This window comes from Krasilnikoviella flava (genome assembly GCF_900167525.1).
GTDB classification, from domain to species: Bacteria; Actinomycetota; Actinomycetes; order Actinomycetales; family Cellulomonadaceae; genus Isoptericola; species Isoptericola flavus.
In genome coordinates this window covers 771,305-787,067 of sequence record NZ_FUZQ01000001.1, presented here as the reverse complement: position 1 = coordinate 787,067, position 15,763 = coordinate 771,305, and the positions used below count along the sequence as shown (strand labels likewise).

The 15,763-nt window shown below is 75.6% G+C and carries 13 protein-coding genes; 8 read left to right on the top strand and 5 right to left on the bottom strand.

What is annotated here, in order from left to right; genetic code table 11:
- Positions 1–35: 35 nt before the first annotated feature.
- Positions 36–1,091, top strand: a complete 1,056-nt coding sequence (locus B5Y66_RS03335; RefSeq protein ID WP_079570910.1) for a TetR/AcrR family transcriptional regulator — start codon at positions 36–38, stop codon at positions 1,089–1,091.
- 161 nt (positions 1,092–1,252) lie between these two features.
- On the top strand, positions 1,253–4,219 hold the full coding sequence (locus B5Y66_RS03330) for an FAD-binding and (Fe-S)-binding domain-containing protein (protein WP_245806933.1): 2,967 nt from the start codon (positions 1,253–1,255) through the stop codon (positions 4,217–4,219).
- A 51-nt stretch (positions 4,220–4,270) separates the two neighbouring features.
- Here B5Y66_RS03330 and B5Y66_RS03325 read toward each other — a convergent pair whose 3' ends face one another.
- Positions 4,271–4,921: a TetR/AcrR family transcriptional regulator gene (locus B5Y66_RS03325; protein WP_079570907.1), complete on the bottom strand. Its 651-nt coding sequence runs from the start codon at positions 4,919–4,921 to the stop codon at positions 4,271–4,273.
- Between the two features lie 94 nt (positions 4,922–5,015).
- On the opposite strand from B5Y66_RS03325, the gene B5Y66_RS03320 reads away from it, so the two are divergent.
- The 3 genes from B5Y66_RS03320 (at position 5,016) to B5Y66_RS03310 (ending at position 8,812) form a co-directional block, all read left to right on the top strand.
- Positions 5,016–5,909 (top strand): P-loop NTPase family protein, encoded by an 894-nt coding sequence (locus B5Y66_RS03320; protein ID WP_079570904.1) that lies wholly within the window; start codon positions 5,016–5,018, stop codon positions 5,907–5,909.
- On the top strand, positions 5,906–8,086 hold the full coding sequence (locus tag B5Y66_RS03315; protein WP_079570901.1) for a YhgE/Pip domain-containing protein: 2,181 nt from the start codon (positions 5,906–5,908) through the stop codon (positions 8,084–8,086). Before B5Y66_RS03320 ends, B5Y66_RS03315 begins: the two co-directional genes overlap by 4 nt.
- A 120-nt stretch (positions 8,087–8,206) precedes the next feature.
- Positions 8,207–8,812 carry a nitroreductase family protein gene (locus B5Y66_RS03310; protein ID WP_079570898.1) on the top strand — a complete coding sequence of 202 codons (606 nt, stop codon included), beginning with the start codon at positions 8,207–8,209 and terminating at the stop codon, positions 8,810–8,812.
- A 1-nt stretch (position 8,813) separates the two neighbouring features.
- On the opposite strand, the gene pdxR is transcribed toward B5Y66_RS03310, so the two are convergent.
- Positions 8,814–10,274 (bottom strand): MocR-like pyridoxine biosynthesis transcription factor PdxR, encoded by a 1,461-nt coding sequence (gene pdxR / locus B5Y66_RS03305; protein ID WP_079570895.1) that lies wholly within the window; start codon positions 10,272–10,274, stop codon positions 8,814–8,816.
- Positions 10,275–10,365: 91 nt separating this feature from the next.
- Here pdxR and B5Y66_RS03300 point away from each other — a divergent pair, with 91 nt between their 5' ends.
- Positions 10,366–11,346: an aldo/keto reductase gene (locus tag B5Y66_RS03300; RefSeq protein WP_079570893.1), complete on the top strand. Its 981-nt coding sequence runs from the start codon at positions 10,366–10,368 to the stop codon at positions 11,344–11,346.
- 16 nt (positions 11,347–11,362) lie between these two features.
- Here B5Y66_RS03300 and B5Y66_RS03295 read toward each other — a convergent pair whose 3' ends face one another.
- The 3 genes from B5Y66_RS03295 to cofD all read right to left on the bottom strand — a co-directional run bounded on the left by B5Y66_RS03295 (position 11,363) and on the right by cofD (position 13,506).
- Entirely contained in the window at positions 11,363–11,704 is a 342-nt protein-coding gene (locus B5Y66_RS03295) for a cupin domain-containing protein (protein ID WP_079570890.1), read from the bottom strand.
- Between the two features lie 147 nt (positions 11,705–11,851).
- Entirely contained in the window at positions 11,852–12,559 is a 708-nt protein-coding gene (gene cofC, locus B5Y66_RS03290) for a 2-phospho-L-lactate guanylyltransferase (RefSeq protein WP_079570887.1), read from the bottom strand.
- Positions 12,556–13,506, bottom strand: coding sequence for a 2-phospho-L-lactate transferase (gene cofD / locus B5Y66_RS03285; RefSeq protein ID WP_079570884.1), 951 nt, complete (start codon positions 13,504–13,506; stop codon positions 12,556–12,558). Before cofD ends, cofC begins: the two co-directional genes overlap by 4 nt.
- Positions 13,507–13,611: 105 nt before the next feature.
- On the opposite strand from cofD, the gene B5Y66_RS03280 reads away from it, so the two are divergent.
- Positions 13,612–13,929 (top strand): MTH1187 family thiamine-binding protein, encoded by a 318-nt coding sequence (locus B5Y66_RS03280; RefSeq protein WP_079571762.1) that lies wholly within the window; start codon positions 13,612–13,614, stop codon positions 13,927–13,929.
- Positions 13,930–14,078: 149 nt separating this feature from the next.
- Positions 14,079–15,749 (top strand): restriction system modified-DNA reader domain-containing protein, encoded by a 1,671-nt coding sequence (locus B5Y66_RS22450; protein WP_079570881.1) that lies wholly within the window; start codon positions 14,079–14,081, stop codon positions 15,747–15,749.
- Positions 15,750–15,763: the final 14 nt, after the last annotated feature.

Here is a 15,763-nt window from a genome sequence, read left to right as displayed (position 1 = left end):
GCTCGACCCGCGGGAGGTTCGGGGATGATGAACCCATGACGGACACGCCGGAGACGGACCTGCCGGAGACCGACCTGCCCGGGACGGACGTGCCCGACCTCCCGCCGCGCCTGGCGCTCGCGTGGGGCGTGGCCGAGCGGCCGGAACGGGTGCCGCGCCGCGAGCTCAGCATCGAGCGCATCGTCGAGGCCGCCGTCGAGATCGCCGATGCGGAGGGGCTCGCGGGCGTCTCCATGGCGCGCGTGGCCAAGAGCCTCGGCTTCACGACGATGTCGCTGTACCGGTACGTCACCAGCAAGGACGACCTGCTGCTGCTCATGCAGGAGGTCGTGCTCGACCTGGAGTTCCCGCCCCTGCACGACCCGGCGGACTGGCGCGCCGAGCTGCGCGAGTGGGCGCTGTTCACCTTCGAGCTGTTCCGCCGCCACTCGTGGGTGCTCGACGTCCCCGTCACGGGCGCCCCGGTCACCCCTGCGAGCCTGCGCGCCCTCGACGCCGGGCTGCGCGCCCTGCGCTCCACCGCGCTCGACGACGGCGAGAAGATCGCGACGATCCTGCTGCTCAACGGCTATACGCGGAACGCCGCGATCCTCGACCGCGACCTGGAGCGGGCCAACACCGCCGGCACCGACACGGCCGCGTCGGTCGGCCCCGGGCTCGCGGACACGCTCCGCGTCCTCGTCGACGAGGTCCGTTTCCCGTACCTGCGGCCCATCGTGGAGCGCGGCACGTATGCCGCGTACGGGACGAGCACCTTCGACGACGAGGAGGACGTCGGGTGGGGGCTCGAGCGCACGCTCGACGGCGTGGCCGTCTACGTCGCCGCGCGCGAGCAGGCGCGCGACGCCGAGCCCGAGGAGCAGCCCGGGAGCGTGCCGGAGGACGCGGGCGTGGCCGAGGCGCTCGCCCTCGCGCAGCGCTACACCTCCGACCCGAAGGTCAAGAAGGCCGCCGCCAGGCGCAAGGACGTCGAGCGGCGGCTGCGCGAGGAGCAGAAGAAGGTCCGTGAGCGCGGGAAGGCGCTGCGTGAGGCACGCAAGGCCGAGGCAGAGGCCGTGCGGGCGGCGCAGGAGAAGGCCGAGCGCAGCTGACCCGGTGGTCGACCCTGTCAACCACCGGGGGTTTTCGCCCCGGTGGCGTGGACGCGTCGGCGTCCCGCGGGCACCGATGGCAGAATCGGCGCGTGCCAGCCGAGACCCCGACGACCCCGACCCCGGACGGCGGCGCGGAGGTCGCGCCCACCCGTGACGAGGTGGAGAGCGCGGCCCGACGGGCGGCCGACGATGCCCGCGAGGCCGTCGTCTCCGCGCTGCGGACCGTCATCGCCGGCGACGTCGACGCCGGCTCCCGGCGGCGGGCCGAGTACTCCACGGACGCGTCGAACTACCGCGTGGTTCCCGACGTCGTCGCCTTCCCGCGCAGCTCGCGCGACGTGGTGCGCGGCCTCGAGGTGCTGCGGGAGCTCTCCATCCCGGTGACGGCGCGCGGCGCGGGCACCTCGGTGGCCGGCAACGCCGTCGGCACGGGCGCGGTGCTCGACTTCTCCCGGCACCTGGACCAGGTGGTCTCCGTGGACCCGGAGGCGGGCACGGCCGTCGTCGAGCCGGGCACGGTGATGTCGACCCTGCAGCGTGCCGGCGCCGCCCACGGCCTGCGGTTCGGCCCGGACCCGTCCACGCAGAACCGCGCGACCCTCGGCGGGATGATCGGCAACAACGCGTGCGGCCCGCACGCCGTGGCCTACGGCCGCACGGCCGACAACGTGGTGGAGCTCGACGTCGTCGACGGGCGCGGGCGGCGCTTCACCGCGGGGCGGGGCGACGCGACGTTCGCCCAGGTGCCGGGGCTGGCGGAGCTGGTGCGCGAGAACCTCGCGCTCATCCGCACGCAGTTCGGCCGGTTCGGCAGGCAGGTCTCGGGGTACTCCCTGGAGCACCTGCTGCCGGAGAACGGCTCCGACCTCGCCAAGGCGCTGGTGGGCACCGAGGGCACGCTGGTCACGGTGCTCGGCGCCACGCTGCGGATGGTGCCCGTGCCGACCGCGCCTACGCTCGTCGTGCTCGGCTATCCCGACATGCCGTCGGCCGCGGACGACGTGCCGCACCTGCTGGGCCACAAGCCGCTGGCGATCGAAGGGCTCGACGCGCGGCTGGTCGACGTCGTGCGACGGGCCAAGGGCGAGGCGTCCGTGCCGGCCCTGCCCGAGGGCGCGGGCTGGCTGATGATCGAGGTCGGCGGCGCGAGCCAGGAGGACGCCAGCGCCCGGGCCGCGGCCGTCGTGACGTCGTCGTCCGCCCTGTCGTCCCTGGTGCTGCCCGCCGGCCCCGACGCCACCAAGATGTGGCAGATCCGCGCCGACGGCGCCGGCCTCGCGGGCCGCACGCCCGCGGGCGAGCAGGCGTGGCCGGGCTGGGAGGACTCCGCCGTCCCGCCCGAGCGCCTGGGGGCCTACCTGCGCGACCTCGAGGCGCTCATGGAGCGGTACGGCGTCGACGGGCTGCCGTACGGGCACTTCGGCGACGGCTGCGTGCACCTGCGCATCGACATCCCGATGGAGAAGTCCGGCTCGGTGCTGCGCACGTTCATGACCGACGCCGCGCGGCTCGTCGCCTACCACGGGGGCTCGCTGTCCGGTGAGCACGGCGACGGCCGCGCTCGTTCCGAGCTGCTGCCGCTGATGTACTCGACCGACGCGATCCGGCTCATGGAGCGGTTCAAGGCGTTGTTCGACCCGGACGACCTGCTCAACCCGGGCGTCGTCGTGCGTCCCGCCGCGGTCGACGCCGACCTGCGCCGCCCGGCGGCGAAGCCGGTGCTCTCGACGGTGCCCGTGGGGGAGCGGGGCCTCGCCGGCTCGGGACCGCTGCACGGCATCGCGAAGAAGACCGGGCACATCGGCTTCTCCTTCGCGCACGACCACCACGACCTCACGACGGCGGTGCACCGCTGCGTCGGCGTGGGCAAGTGCCGGGCCGACAACCACGCCTCCGGCGGGTTCATGTGCCCCAGCTACCAGGCGACCAAGGACGAGAAGGACGTCACCCGCGGGCGGGCGCGGGTGCTGCAGGAGGCGGTCAACGGCACGCTCGTGGGCGGGCTGACCGCGCCGGAGGTGCGCGAGTCGCTCGACCTGTGCCTGAGCTGCAAGGCCTGCTCGTCGGACTGCCCCGCGGGCGTCGACATGGCGCAGTACAAGTCCGAGGTGCTGCACCGGACGTACAAGGGGAAGCTGCGCCCCGTGGACCACTACGCGCTCGGCTGGCTGCCGCGCTGGGCGCGGCTCGCCGGCGGGATGCCGCGGTTCGTCAACGCGGTGCTCGGCGTCCCGTGGATCGCCAAGGCCGTGCTCTGGGCGGGCGGTATGGACACGCGGCGCCAGGTGCCGCAGTTCGCCGAGATCCCGTTCCGCACCTGGTGGAAGCGGGGCTGGGCGTCGCACGGCGTGCCGGGCCTGGGCGCCGGCCAGACGCCGCACGACCGGCCCGCCGGGGCGCGGCCCAAGGTGGTGCTCTGGGCGGACTCGTTCAGCGACGCCCTCGCGCCGTCCGTGCCGCAGGCCGCGGTGAAGGTGCTCACCGAGGCGGGGTACGACGTCGTCGTGCCCGACCAGCAGGCGTGCTGCGGCCTCACGTGGATCTCGACGGGCCAGCTGGACGGCGCCCGGCGCCGGCTCTCGCAGCTGCTGTCCGTGCTCGGCCCGTACGCCGTCAACGGCATCCCCATCCTCGGGCTGGAGCCGTCGTGCACCGCGGTGCTGCGCTCCGACCTGCTGGACCTGTTCCCGGACGACCCGCGCGCCCAGGCCGTCGCGGACGCCACCCGCACCCTCGCGGAGCTGCTCACCTCGCCGGAGACCGCTCCGCCCGCCGGGTCGGGCTGGGAGATGCCTGACCTGTCCGACCTCACCGCGGTCGTGCAGCCGCACTGCCACCAGCACTCGGTGATGGGCTTCGACGCCGACGAGGCGCTGCTGCGCGCCGCGGGCGCCGAGATCACCGTGCTGGCCGGCTGCTGCGGCCTGGCCGGCAACTTCGGCATGCAGAAGGGCCACTACGACGTGTCCGTCGCGGTCGCCGAGAACGCGCTGCTGCCGGCCCTGCGCGACGCCGCGCCGGGGACCGAGTACGTGGCCGACGGGTTCTCCTGCCGCACCCAGGCCGTCCAGCTCGAGGGCACGCAGGGCAAGGCCCTGGTGGAAGTCATCGCCGAGCGGCTCTGACGCCGTCCGCTGGTTGAGCCTGTTGACGACCGGGACCGGGTTTCGACAGGGTCAACCAGCGGTGGGGGTGCTGCGCACGATGGCGAGGACGCCGGAGCGCGCGGGCTCGGGAAGCTCCGGGACGAGGACGACGAGGGACTGGAGCAGCAGGCGCTCGAGCTCGTCGCGCGTGATGCCGCTGCCGCCCAGCCAGGCGGCGGTGACGTTCTCGACCAGCGCGACCCACCCCTGCGCGAGGAGCTGCAGCCGCCCGCTGGGCGTGAAGCCGATGACGCCCGCCGTCGTCGTCATGCGTGCGACGAGCGCCGTCCGCACGCGCTGCAGCGCGTCCTCGGTGACGTCGTCGCCGGACAGCGCGCCGCGCCAGATGTCCTCCCAGACGCGCCGGTGCGCCGTGACGGAGCCGAGGAACAGCGTCATCGCGTGCGCCGGGCGGTCGGCGAGGGGACGATCGTCGGGTGCCAGCAGCGTCTGCTCCAGGTCGGACACCGCCTCGAGCGCGACCGCGCGCCGCAACCCCGCCGTCGACCCGAAGTAGTGGAACACCAGCGCCTTCGACGCCCCCGCGCGGGAGCCGACCGTCGCCGGGGTCAGGGCGTCCAGGCCGTCGTCCGCGGCCGTCGCGGTGGCCGCGGCGAGCAGCTGACGACGGCGGTCCGAGGGCTCGTGGCGCGTCCGGGCGCGCGGGGCGGCGGGGGTCATGGCCACAGTTGTACGACGTTATTGACCTCCAGTCAACACCGGCCGTACAGTTGTTGATCGCAAGTCAACAGTGGGTCGGGGGACGGGGAGCAGGGTGCAGATCACGCTGAGCGGGGTGCGGGTCGAAGGGCGTCGCGAGCCGATGCTGGAGGCCACGGACCTCGACTGGTCGACGGGGGAGTGCCTGCTCGTCGCCGGCGAGCCGGGGCACGGGCACACCGCCCTCGCCCTCGTCGCGACCGGGCGGTTCGTCCCGTCGTCCGGCACCGTGCGCCTCGACGGCGCCGCCGTCTCCCCGTCCGCGCTGCGCGCCCGCACCGCCGTGGTCGACGTGCCGGGCATCAGCGAGCCCGACGACGCGCTGTCCCTGGCCGACGTCGTCGCCGAGGGCCTCGCCCTCGCGGGGCGCCGGTCCCTGCCGCGGGACGTGTCGCGGTGGCTCGACGAGCGCGCGCTCACCGAGGAGCGGGGGCGCCGGGTGGACCAGCTGCCCGGCGTCGTGCGGACCGCCGTGCTCGCGGCGCTGGCCGCCGAGAACCCGGACGTGCGGTTCGTCGTGCTGACGCTGCCCGACCGGCACGGCGGTGAGCCGTCCGGCTGGTGGGAGACGGCGCGCACGCTCGCCGCGTCCGGCCTCGGCGTGCTCGTGCAGTGCACGAGGTCGTCCGCCCGCGACCTGGGCGTCGACCTGCCGCCCGCGCGCGGCGCGACGCTGCACGAGCCGCCGCAGGTCGTGCTGCGCGAGACGCCGGTCCTCCCGGTCGAGCCTGTCCCGTCGGTCGAGCCTGCCCAGGCGACGGACGAGGTTTCGACAGGCTCAACCGGCGACGTCGAGCCTCCGGAGCCCGAGGAACCGTCCGACGAGCTGGAGCCGTCCGCCGATCCGGACCCGCGCGCGGAGGAGGAGATCGACGACCCGCTCGACACCCCGATCCACGACACCTTGGTCGCAGCGCCGGCCGACGACACGCAGGAGGAGGTCCGATGACCGCGGTCCGGCTCGCCCTGTCCGAGCTGCGCCGGCTCGCCGCCGGGCGCCTCCCGAAGCTGGCCATCGTCGCGATGGCGCTGATCCCCACGCTGTACGCGGGGCTGTACCTGTTCGCCAACCACGACCCGTACGGGCAGCTCGAGCAGGTGCCGGCGGCCGTCGTCGTGCAGGACGAAGGCACGACGACCACGGACGCGGAGACGGGGGAGGAGACCGAGCGCGACTTCGGTCGCGACGTCGCCGACCAGCTGCTCGACGACGGCGGGTTCGGCTGGGTCGAGACGTCCCAGGCGGACGCGGAGGCGGGCGTGCGCTCCGGCCGCTACGACGCCGCGCTGATCATCGGCCCGACGTTCTCCGCCGACCTCGCGTCGGCGGGCGAGTTCGAGCCGCAGCAGGCCAGCCTGACGCTGATCACGAACGACGCGAACAACTACCTCGCGGGCACGATCTCCGACACGATCGTCGGGAAGGTGCGCGACTCCATCGCGGAGGAGGTCGGCACGGAGGCGGCCGACACGTTCCTGCGCGGGTTCGCGTCGATCCACACGAACCTGGCGGACGCGGTGGACGGCGCGAACCAGCTGTTGAAGGGGGCGACGAGCCTGGACGACGGTCTCGCCGACGCGGACGAGGGTGCGCACACGCTCGCCGACGGCGCGGCGCAGGCGGCTGACGGCGCCGCGACCCTGGACGGCAAGGTCGGCACGCTCGCGTCGGCGGTCGGTCAGCTCGACGACGGTGCGGGGCAGCTCGCGTCCGGGCTCGGGGAGCTGCGGTCGAAGACGGCGGACCTGCCCGCCCAGACGAAGCAGCTCGCCGACGGCGCGGCCCAGGTGGCCGACGGCAACGCGCAGGTGGCGCAGTACGGCCGGGAGGCCGCGGACGCGGCGGGGCAGGTGCTGCCGACGCTCGACGGCGCGCGCTCCGACGCAGCGGACGCCCTCGACCAGGGCCGGTCGGACCTCGACCAACAGCTCTCCGACCTCTGCGCGCAGGTGCCGGACGACGCCACCGACCTCGCGGCGCAGTGCGAAGACCTGCGGGCCCAGGCGCTCGACCGGCTCGACACGACGCGCGCCGACGTCGACGGTGCCCTCGACGCCCAGCGCACCGACGTGCAGCAGGCCGTGACGACCGTCGAGGGTGCGTCGACGAAGCTCGACCAGCTCGCCGACGGGTCCCGCCAGGTGGCCGACGGCGCGTCCACGCTGGCCGGCGCGACGCCGCAGCTCACCGCCGGCATCGCGTCCGCGGCGGACGGCGCGGACCGGCTGGCCGACGGCACCGGGCAGCTCGCCGATGCCACGCCCGCGCTCGTCGACGGCGTGCACCGGCTGGCCGACGGCACCGGCCAGGTGTCCGACGGGGCCGCCGAGCTCGCCGCCGGCACCACGAAGCTCGCGGACGGGTCCGGGGAGCTGAAGAGCGGCACCCAGGACCTGCGCGACGGGCTGGCCGAGGGGCTGGGCCAGATCCCCGACCTCGACGACCAGACGCGTGAGGACACGGCGTCGACCATCGGCAACCCGCTGGAGGTGCGCAACGACTCCCTGTCGTCGGCGGGCACGTACGGCGCCGGCCTCGCCCCGTTCTTCCTGTCGCTCGCCACGTGGATCGGCGCGTACGTGTTGTTCCTGCTGGTGCGGCCGCTGTCGACGCGGGCGCTCGCGGCGGGCCGGTCGGCGCTCGCCACCGCGCTGGGCGGCTGGGCCACCCCGGCCGCGATCGGCGTCGTGCAGGTGGCGGCGATGTTCGCGGTGACGAAGTTCGCGCTCGACATCCAGCCGTCCTACGGGCTGCTCACGGCGCTGTTCCTGGTGCTCGTCTCGGGCACGTTCGTCGCGGTGCTGCAGGCGCTCAACGTGTGGCTCGGCGCGGCCGGGCAGTTCCTGGGGCTGGTGCTCATGCTGGTGCAGCTCGTCACCGCGGGCGGCACGTTCCCGTGGCAGACCATCCCGCAGCCGCTCAAGGCGATGCACCAGTTCATGCCCATGACGTACGCCGTCGAGGGCCTGCGCCAGCTGCTGTACGGCGGCAACCTCGCGACCGTCACGCGCGACGTCGTCGTGCTGCTCGGCGTGCTCGTCGTCGCGCTGGGGCTGACGACGCTCGCCGCCCGCCGCCAGCGCGTGTGGACGGTGACCAAGCTGCAGCCCGAGCTCGTGCTCTGACCGCCCCGGAGCCCGGTTCCCACATCGAGCGTGCTGAATTGATCCTCAAACGGCCACTTTGAGGATCAATCCAGCACGCACGATGCCGAGCACGGCGGCGGCGGGCGGCAGGATGGGCGCGTGGAGTTCCAGGACGTGGTGCGCAGACGGCGGATGGTGCGGCGGTTCACGGACGAGCCCGTGACGCCCGAGACGGTGGACCGGCTGGTGCACAACGCGGTACGCGCGCCCAGCGCGGGGTTCTCGCAGGGCTGGTCGTTCCTCGTGCTCACCGAGCCGGAGGACCGCGAGCGGTTCTGGACGGCGGCGACGCCCGGCTCGTCGCAGCGCGACATGTCCGCGTGGCTGGCGGGCATGCGCACCGCCCCGGTGCTCGTCGTCGCGCTGTGCTCGAAGGACGCGTACCTCGGCCGGTACGCCGAGGCCGACAAGGGCTGGACCGACCGCGACGAGGCGCGCTGGCCGGTGCCGTACTGGCACGTGGACGCCGGGATGGCGTCGCTGCTCATGCTGCAGACGGCGGTCGACGAGGGCCTCGGGGCGTGCTTCTTCGGCATCGGCGCGGGCGAGATGCCGGCGTTCCGGGAGGCGTTCGGCGTCCCCGACGCGTGGGTCCAGACCGGCGTCGTCGCGGTCGGCCACCCCGCCGACGGCGGTGCGAAGGGCTCGCCCGCGCGGCGCCGGCGCAAACCGCTGGAGGATGTCGTGCACCGCGGGCGGTGGTGACTCAGATCCCGACGGACCGCAGGGTCGCGGCGAGCCCTGCCACGGCCTCGCCCACGCGCGCGTCGGCGAGGTTGCCGTACCCGACGACGAGCGCCTCGTCGGGTGTACCGGGGAGGGGCGCCGCGGCGACGCGGTAGCGCCGCAGGTCGGCGACGGCGACGTCGCGCGCGGCGGCCGCGCGGACGACGGCGGCGGCCGCGACGCCGTCGGGCAGGCCGAGCACGACGTGCAGGCCCGCCGCCAGACCGGTCACCGGCAGGCCGGGCAGGGTGGCCGCGAGAGCGTCGAGCAGCCCGGCGCGGCGCCGGCGGAACCGGCCGCGCGCGGCCCGCAGGTGCCGCTCGTAGCCCCCGTCGGTGAGGAACCGGGCGAGCGCGAGCTGGTCGAGCGTCGACGGCGCCGGCCCGCCCGCCTGTGGTCCGAGGCGCTCCCGCCAGCGCGGGGGCAGCACGAGCCAGCCGAGCCCGAAGGCGGGGGAGACCGTCTTGCTGAGCGACCCGAGCAGCGCCACGCGGCCGGGGTCGTGCCCCTGCAGCGCCGCGACCGGTCGTCGGTCGTAGCGGAACTCGGCGTCGTAGTCGTCCTCGATCACCAGGCCGTCGGAGGCGCGCGCCCACGACACGAGCGCGTCCCGGCGCTCGGGCGCGAGGGCCACGCCGGTGGGGAACTGGTGCGCGGGCGCGACCAGCGCGGCCCGGGCCCCGGTGCGCGCGGCGGCCGCGACGAGGGCGTCCACGTCGACCCCGCGGGCGTCGACGGGCACGGGCACGGGGACCAGGCCGGCGTCCCGTGCGACGTCGCGCAGCCGCGCCCAGCTCGGGTCCTCGACCAGGAGGGCCCGGTGCCCGGCCGACCGCAGCGCGCGGGAGAGCCGCGCCATCCCGTCGGTGGCGCCGTGCGTCACCAGCAGGTCGTCGGGGCTCGCGCAGGTCGAGCGGGCGCGCGCCAGGTACTCGACGACGGCGGCGCGCGCCGCCAGGTGCCCGGCCGGGTCGGGGGCGCCCAGGTCGGCGTCGGGGGCATCGGCCAGGGCGTCGCGCAGCGCCCGCAGCCACGCCGCCCGCGGCACGTGCCGCAGGTCCGGCACGCCGGGGGCCAGGTCGAGCCGCGCACGGCCCGCGGGGCCGGGGGACGTCGACGTCGCGCGCTTCGGCGCGGCGTGCGCGGCGGCGCCCGCCGCGATCCGCGTGCCCGAGCCGATGCGCGCCTCGCAGAACCCCTCCGCGACGAGCTGTCCGTAGACCTCCGTCACGACCCACCGCGACACGCCCAGCGTCTCCGCGAGCGCGCGTGACGGCGGCAGCGCCGCCCCGGCGGGAACGCGGCCGGCGTGCACGGCGTCGCGCACGGCGCGCTCGAGGCGCGCGACCAGGGGCGCGTCGTCGGTCCCGAGGTCGAGCACCGTGTCCCACGCGAGCCGCGGATCGGCCGGGCGGACGGAATTGGTCTGGCTGAGGGCCATGGGATTGGACGGTACACCCGGGCCGATCTGCTCCTAGCGTCGGGGGTATCGGCCGGCGGGCTGTCCGCCGGCCCCACGGACAGGAGCACCCATGCGCTACCGCACGATCGGCGACGGCACCACCTCCTTCGACGTCAGCACCCTGTGCCTCGGCACCATGTGGTTCGGCACCCGGACCGACGAGGAGACGTCCTTCGCGATCCTCGACCGCTTCGTCGAGGCGGGCGGCACGTTCCTCGACACCGCGAACAACTACAACGGGTGGGGTGGCGGGCACGGCCGCGACAGCGAGGACGTCCTCGGCCGCTGGCTGGCCGACCGGGGCCTGCGCGACCAGCTGCGCATCGCCACCAAGGTGGGCGCCGCCAAGAAGGACCCGAACCTGCCGTTGCAGCAGGTGCCGCCCACGAACTACCAGGGCCTCGGCGCCGAGACCGTCGCCTGGGAGGCGCGCGAGAGCCTGCGGCACCTCGGCATCGACCACATCGACGCGTACTACGGGCACGTCGACGACTACGACACCCCGCTCGCCGAGACCATCGGCGCGTTCGGCAAGCTCCAGGCCGAGGGGCTCGTCGGGATCGGCGGCATCTCCAACGTCGCGCTGCACCGCGTGGTCGAGGCACGGGAGGAGGCCCGCCGCCAGGGCGTCGCGCCCTACGGCCTGGTGCAGCAGCAGCTCACCTACCCCTACCCGCGGCCCGACGTCGGCCGCCACAACTGGGCGTCGTACGAGCTGCTCGACTACGCCCGCGCGTCGTCCGAGGCGGGCAGCCCGCTCGCCGTCGTCGCGTACTCCCCGCTCATGCAGGGTGCACTGGTGCGCGACGACAAGCCGCTGTGGGACAGCTTCGACCACCCGACGACGCACGAGCGGCTGCGCGTGCTGCGCGAGGTGGCCGCCGAGATCGGAGCCACGCCGAACCAGGTGGTGCTCGCCTGGCTCCTGGGCGGCGACGTGCCGGTCGTGCCGGTCATCGGGGCGAGCAGCGTCGCGCAGCTCGACGAGCTGCTCGGTGCCGCCGAGCTCGACCTCGACCCCGGGCTGCGGGCGCGCCTCGACACGGTCTGAGCAGGTGTGAGCCGGCCTACTCCAGCCACTCCGTGACGAACCGGTCGTTGGCGTGCACGTGCAGCGCCTCGTAGACCTCGGGGCCGATCACGGTGAACTTGTGCGGCGTCCCGGCGGGGGCGACGAGGATCTGGCCTCCCACGGCGACCACCTCGTCGTCCCCCACCCGGAACAGCGCCCGCCCCGAGCGGAGGACGAACGTCTCCGTGTAGGGGTGGCGGTGCAGGCGGGGTCCGACGCCGTCGCGGTCGAACCGCTCGAACATCACCGACACGGTGGACCCGTGCAGGTAACCCTCGAAGTCCGCGCCCGGCAGCGTGTCCTGCTCGATCAGCTCGATGCTCGACTCGGTGCTCATGCCGGGATGGACCGAGGCCGGGCGCGGAACTGAGCGGTGCGGGCGGCGCCGCCGAGACCGCCGCCCTCGACCCTGACACCGACGTCAGGTCCGACGACGTCCCGGGCGCGACGCCGCTTCCACCGTGATCGCCGGGAGCCCGAACCCTCACGGGAGGGGGAGGTCGAGCCCGTGCCGCAGCCGGTCGCGGACGGCGCGGGGCAGCTCGCCCCAGTCGTCCACGGTGTCGAGGTCGACGGCGGTGCCCGGGCGGCGCACGACGACGGGCCGGAGCCCGGCGCGCTCGGCCTCGGCGACGTGCGCCGCCCGCGACCCCTCGCCGAAGCGGAAGGCGAAAGGTGCGTCCCCGGGCGGGCGGGTCGGCAGCACGAGCAGGTTCGTGCCCGCGAGGTGCCGGTCGGTGGCGACGACGACCGGCGCCGGAGCGTCGCCCGCCGCCCCCGCGGCGAGCAGTGCCACGACGTCGTCGGGCGCGAGCAGCGGCAGGTCGGCGTGGGCGACGAGCAGGCGCGCGGCCCCGCGCTCGAGCGCGGCCTCCCGTCCGACGTCGAGCGCCGCGTTCAGGCCCGGCCGGTCCGGCGGCTGCTGGACCACCTCGACGCGCGCACTGCCGCCTCGAGCGCGCAGACCGAGGGTGTCGACGGCGAAGGGCACGTCGGCCGTGACGACGAGCACGCCGTCGACGCCGTCCGAGGCCAGCAGGACGGCGACGACGTGCCGCGCCAGCGCCGCGACGAGCCGCCGCCGGGCGGCCGGGTCGAGCGCGGCCGCGAGCCTCGACTTGCCCGAGACGCCGCCGCGCAGGGGCACCACCGCGACGGTGCCTGGCCCGTCGCCGGGGGGCGGTGCGCTCATCCCAGGGCGAGCAGGTCGCGGGCCAGGCGCTCGCGGCCGGCGGGGCCGCCCATGATCGTGTCCGTGACGACGACGTCGAACCCGAGGTCCCGGATGGGTCCGGCGAGGGCGGCGTCGGCGTCGTCCACGACCATGACGTCCACGAGGTCCGCGTACAGCCGGGCCACGCCCAGCGCCGACACCTCGTGCCCCAGCGTCTCCAGGATCTGCGCCGCGGGGCCCTTGATCGCCTGCCCGCCCACGATCGGGCTCACCGCCACGCGCCGCGCCGGCGACGCGAGCACGGCGTCGCGCACACCGGGCACCGCCAGCACGGGCTCCACCGACAGGAACGGGTTGGACGGCGCGACGACGAGCAGGTCCGCGCCCGAGACGGCGTCGAGCACGCCGGGAGCCGGTCGGGCGGCGTCGGCACCGTCGAGCTCGATGCCGAGCACCGCGTCGGCGTGCTGCCGGTGCACGAAGTACTCCTGGAACGCGACCCGGCCGGACGGCGTGTCGACGAGCGTGCGCAGCCGGTCGTCCGTGACCGGCAGCAGCCGTGCCCGCACGCCCAGCGCCTCCGTGAGCCGCGCCGTCACCGCGTGGAGCGGGCGCCCCTCGCGCAGGGCCGCGGTCCGCACGACGTGCGTCGCGAGGTCCCGGTCGCCCAGCGTGAACCACGTGTCCTCGCCGAGGCGGGCCAGCTGGTCGAGGGTCGTGTACGTCTCGTCGGTCAGCCCCCAGCCCCGGGTCTCGTCGTTCAGCCCGGCGAGCGTGTACATGACGGTGTCGAGGTCGGGGGAGACCAGCAGCCCGTGCCGCTCGGTGTCGTCGCCGACGTTGACGACGACGGTCAGGCCGCCGTCCGGCGTCGGGGCGCCGCCGTCGGGCAGGGCGAGGGTCAGGCCGTGCGCCAGGCGGGCGCCGCCGACCCCGCCGGCGAGAAGGGTGACGCGTGTGCTCACCCGACGAGCCTACGGTTTCTCCTCCGCTGGTTGAGCCTGTCGAAACCACGGACCGGGTTTCGACAGGCTCCACCAGCGAGAGAGGATGCGGGCAGAATGAGCCGCATGGCCGTCTTCGCTTTCTCCGTCGCCCCGCTCGGCGCGGGCGAGTCCGTGGCGGACTCCGTCGCCGCCGCCGTCCGCATCGTCCGCGAGTCGGGGCTCCCGACCCGTACGACCGCGATGTTCACCGAGATCGAGGGGGACTGGGACGAGGTGATGCCGGTGATCCAGCGCGCCACGGAGGCCGTCGGCGCAGGCGGGCACCGCGTGTCGCTGGTGATCAAGGCGGACATCCGGCCCGGGTACACGGGGCAGCTCGACGCGAAGGTCGCGCGCGTCGAGGAGCGGCTCGCGGACGACGGCGGCGCCGGGCACGCGTAGCCCGTCGGGCGGAGTCGGACCGCCGGCAGGGCTCGCGCGCGCCGACGCGCGCCTGGAAGGTTGCTGTGGTACACGCCACCCCACGGGGGCCTTAGGCTTGGCCCGGGATCCGGCCGCCGGGGTCGGGTCCGAGCCAGGAGTGGTGTGCAATGCCCCTGTTCGAGGTCGATGCCCAGAGGCCCCTCCTCGTCCAGCCCGACCGATCGCCCGCAGCAAGCGCCCAGGGCGTCGGGACCACCGCCCACCGGGTGGTGGACAGTCACATCGACGGCCTGCTCGGTGAGCAGATCTTCCCGGTCAGCCCGGGCGTCGGCCCCGACGAGCCGCACCTTCTCGCCCTCGACGCCACCGGGTCGCCCGTCGTCGTCGAGCTCGTCGCCGACCTCGACCGCGCCGCCCTGACCCGCGCCCTCGACCATGCCGGTGCCGCCGGCCGGCTGACCCGCGGCGCCCTGGCCGAGCGGTACCACGGGGGGCCGTCGGCCTTCCACCGCGACGTGGCGGCGTTCTACGACAGCGTGCCGATCACCCGCTCGCAGCCGGGGCGCAGCAGCGCGCGGCTCATCGTCATCTGCCAGGAGGCGAGCGAGGAGATCCTCAACGCCGTCGACTTCCTGCGCCAGCCCACCATGCCCGTCGAGGTGCTCAAGATGGGCGTGGTGCACAGCGCGGACGGGCGCCGCTTCGTGGACGTCTCGCCCCTGGTGATCCACCCTGCGTCCGCACCGTCGGCCCCGAGCCTGTCCGCCCCCGCGAGCGGCGCCGTGCCCGCGCTCGGCGTCCCGGCGACCGACGACGTCGCGCCCGTGCCGCGCGCCGCCGAGCCGCCCGCGGGGGTCGACCCCGAGACCTTCGCGGAGGGCGTCGCCGTCGGCCTCGCGCTGGGCGGCAAGGTGCCCGCCACGGTCCAGCCGCCGCGCGACCGGGCCGACGGGGCCGTGCCGCCCACCCGGACCCGGCGCCGCGCGGCACGGCCGCGCTCGGCAGAGGCCGGCCCGTCCGCCGACGCACTCCCGGGTGGGCCGCTGCCCGTCCCGGCGACGCCGGCCCCCGTGCCTCCGGCGCCCGTGGCGCCGATGCCGGTCCCCGTGCCCCCGGCGCCCGTGCCGGCTCCGCGGCCCGGCACGGGCCTCGACGACGACCTCGACGCGACGCTCGAGCGGCTGCCGCGTCCCGCGGCCGGCCCTCGCGCCGGAGGGCCGGCGGCCCCGCGTCGCCGCTCCCGCTCGGACCGCTTCTCGTCGCGGCCGGAGCTCGACGAGGCCGGCTCGTCGACCGACCGCGCCGACCTCGGCCAGGCCTTCGCCGAGGTCGCCGCCCCGGCGTTCGAGCTGCCGGTGCCGGAGCCGCGCTGGTCCGGCGTCGAGGACGACCTGCCCCGCCTGCAGGTGCCGCCGCTCGAGCCGCCGCGCCTGCGCACCCCGCCGGCGGACCCCCTCGAGCCCGGCTGGTCGCCGGCGCCGCACCACCACGGCTACGACCCGCTGACGTCGCCTGTGCCGCCGGAGCCGGAGCCCGCGCCGTGGGCGCCGCCGCCCGCAGCGGGCGACGACGAGGTGGACTCCGACCTCGTCGCCCTGGCGCGCACGTTGGTGCACCCGACGACGATCGTGTGGTCGCGCCCGCGCCGCCGCCAGTACTTCGAGGCCGTGCTGCACCAGGACGGCGCGATCCAGCTCGCCGACGGCTCCCGGTACTGGCACCCGGACCACGCGGCGTCCGCCGCCTCGGGGTCGCCCACCGCCGACGGGTGGAGCGTGTGGCGCCTCGGCGCCGAGGGGCCCACGCTCCTGGACGCGTACCGGCACCGCTTCGCCTGACCCGGCCGGTCGGT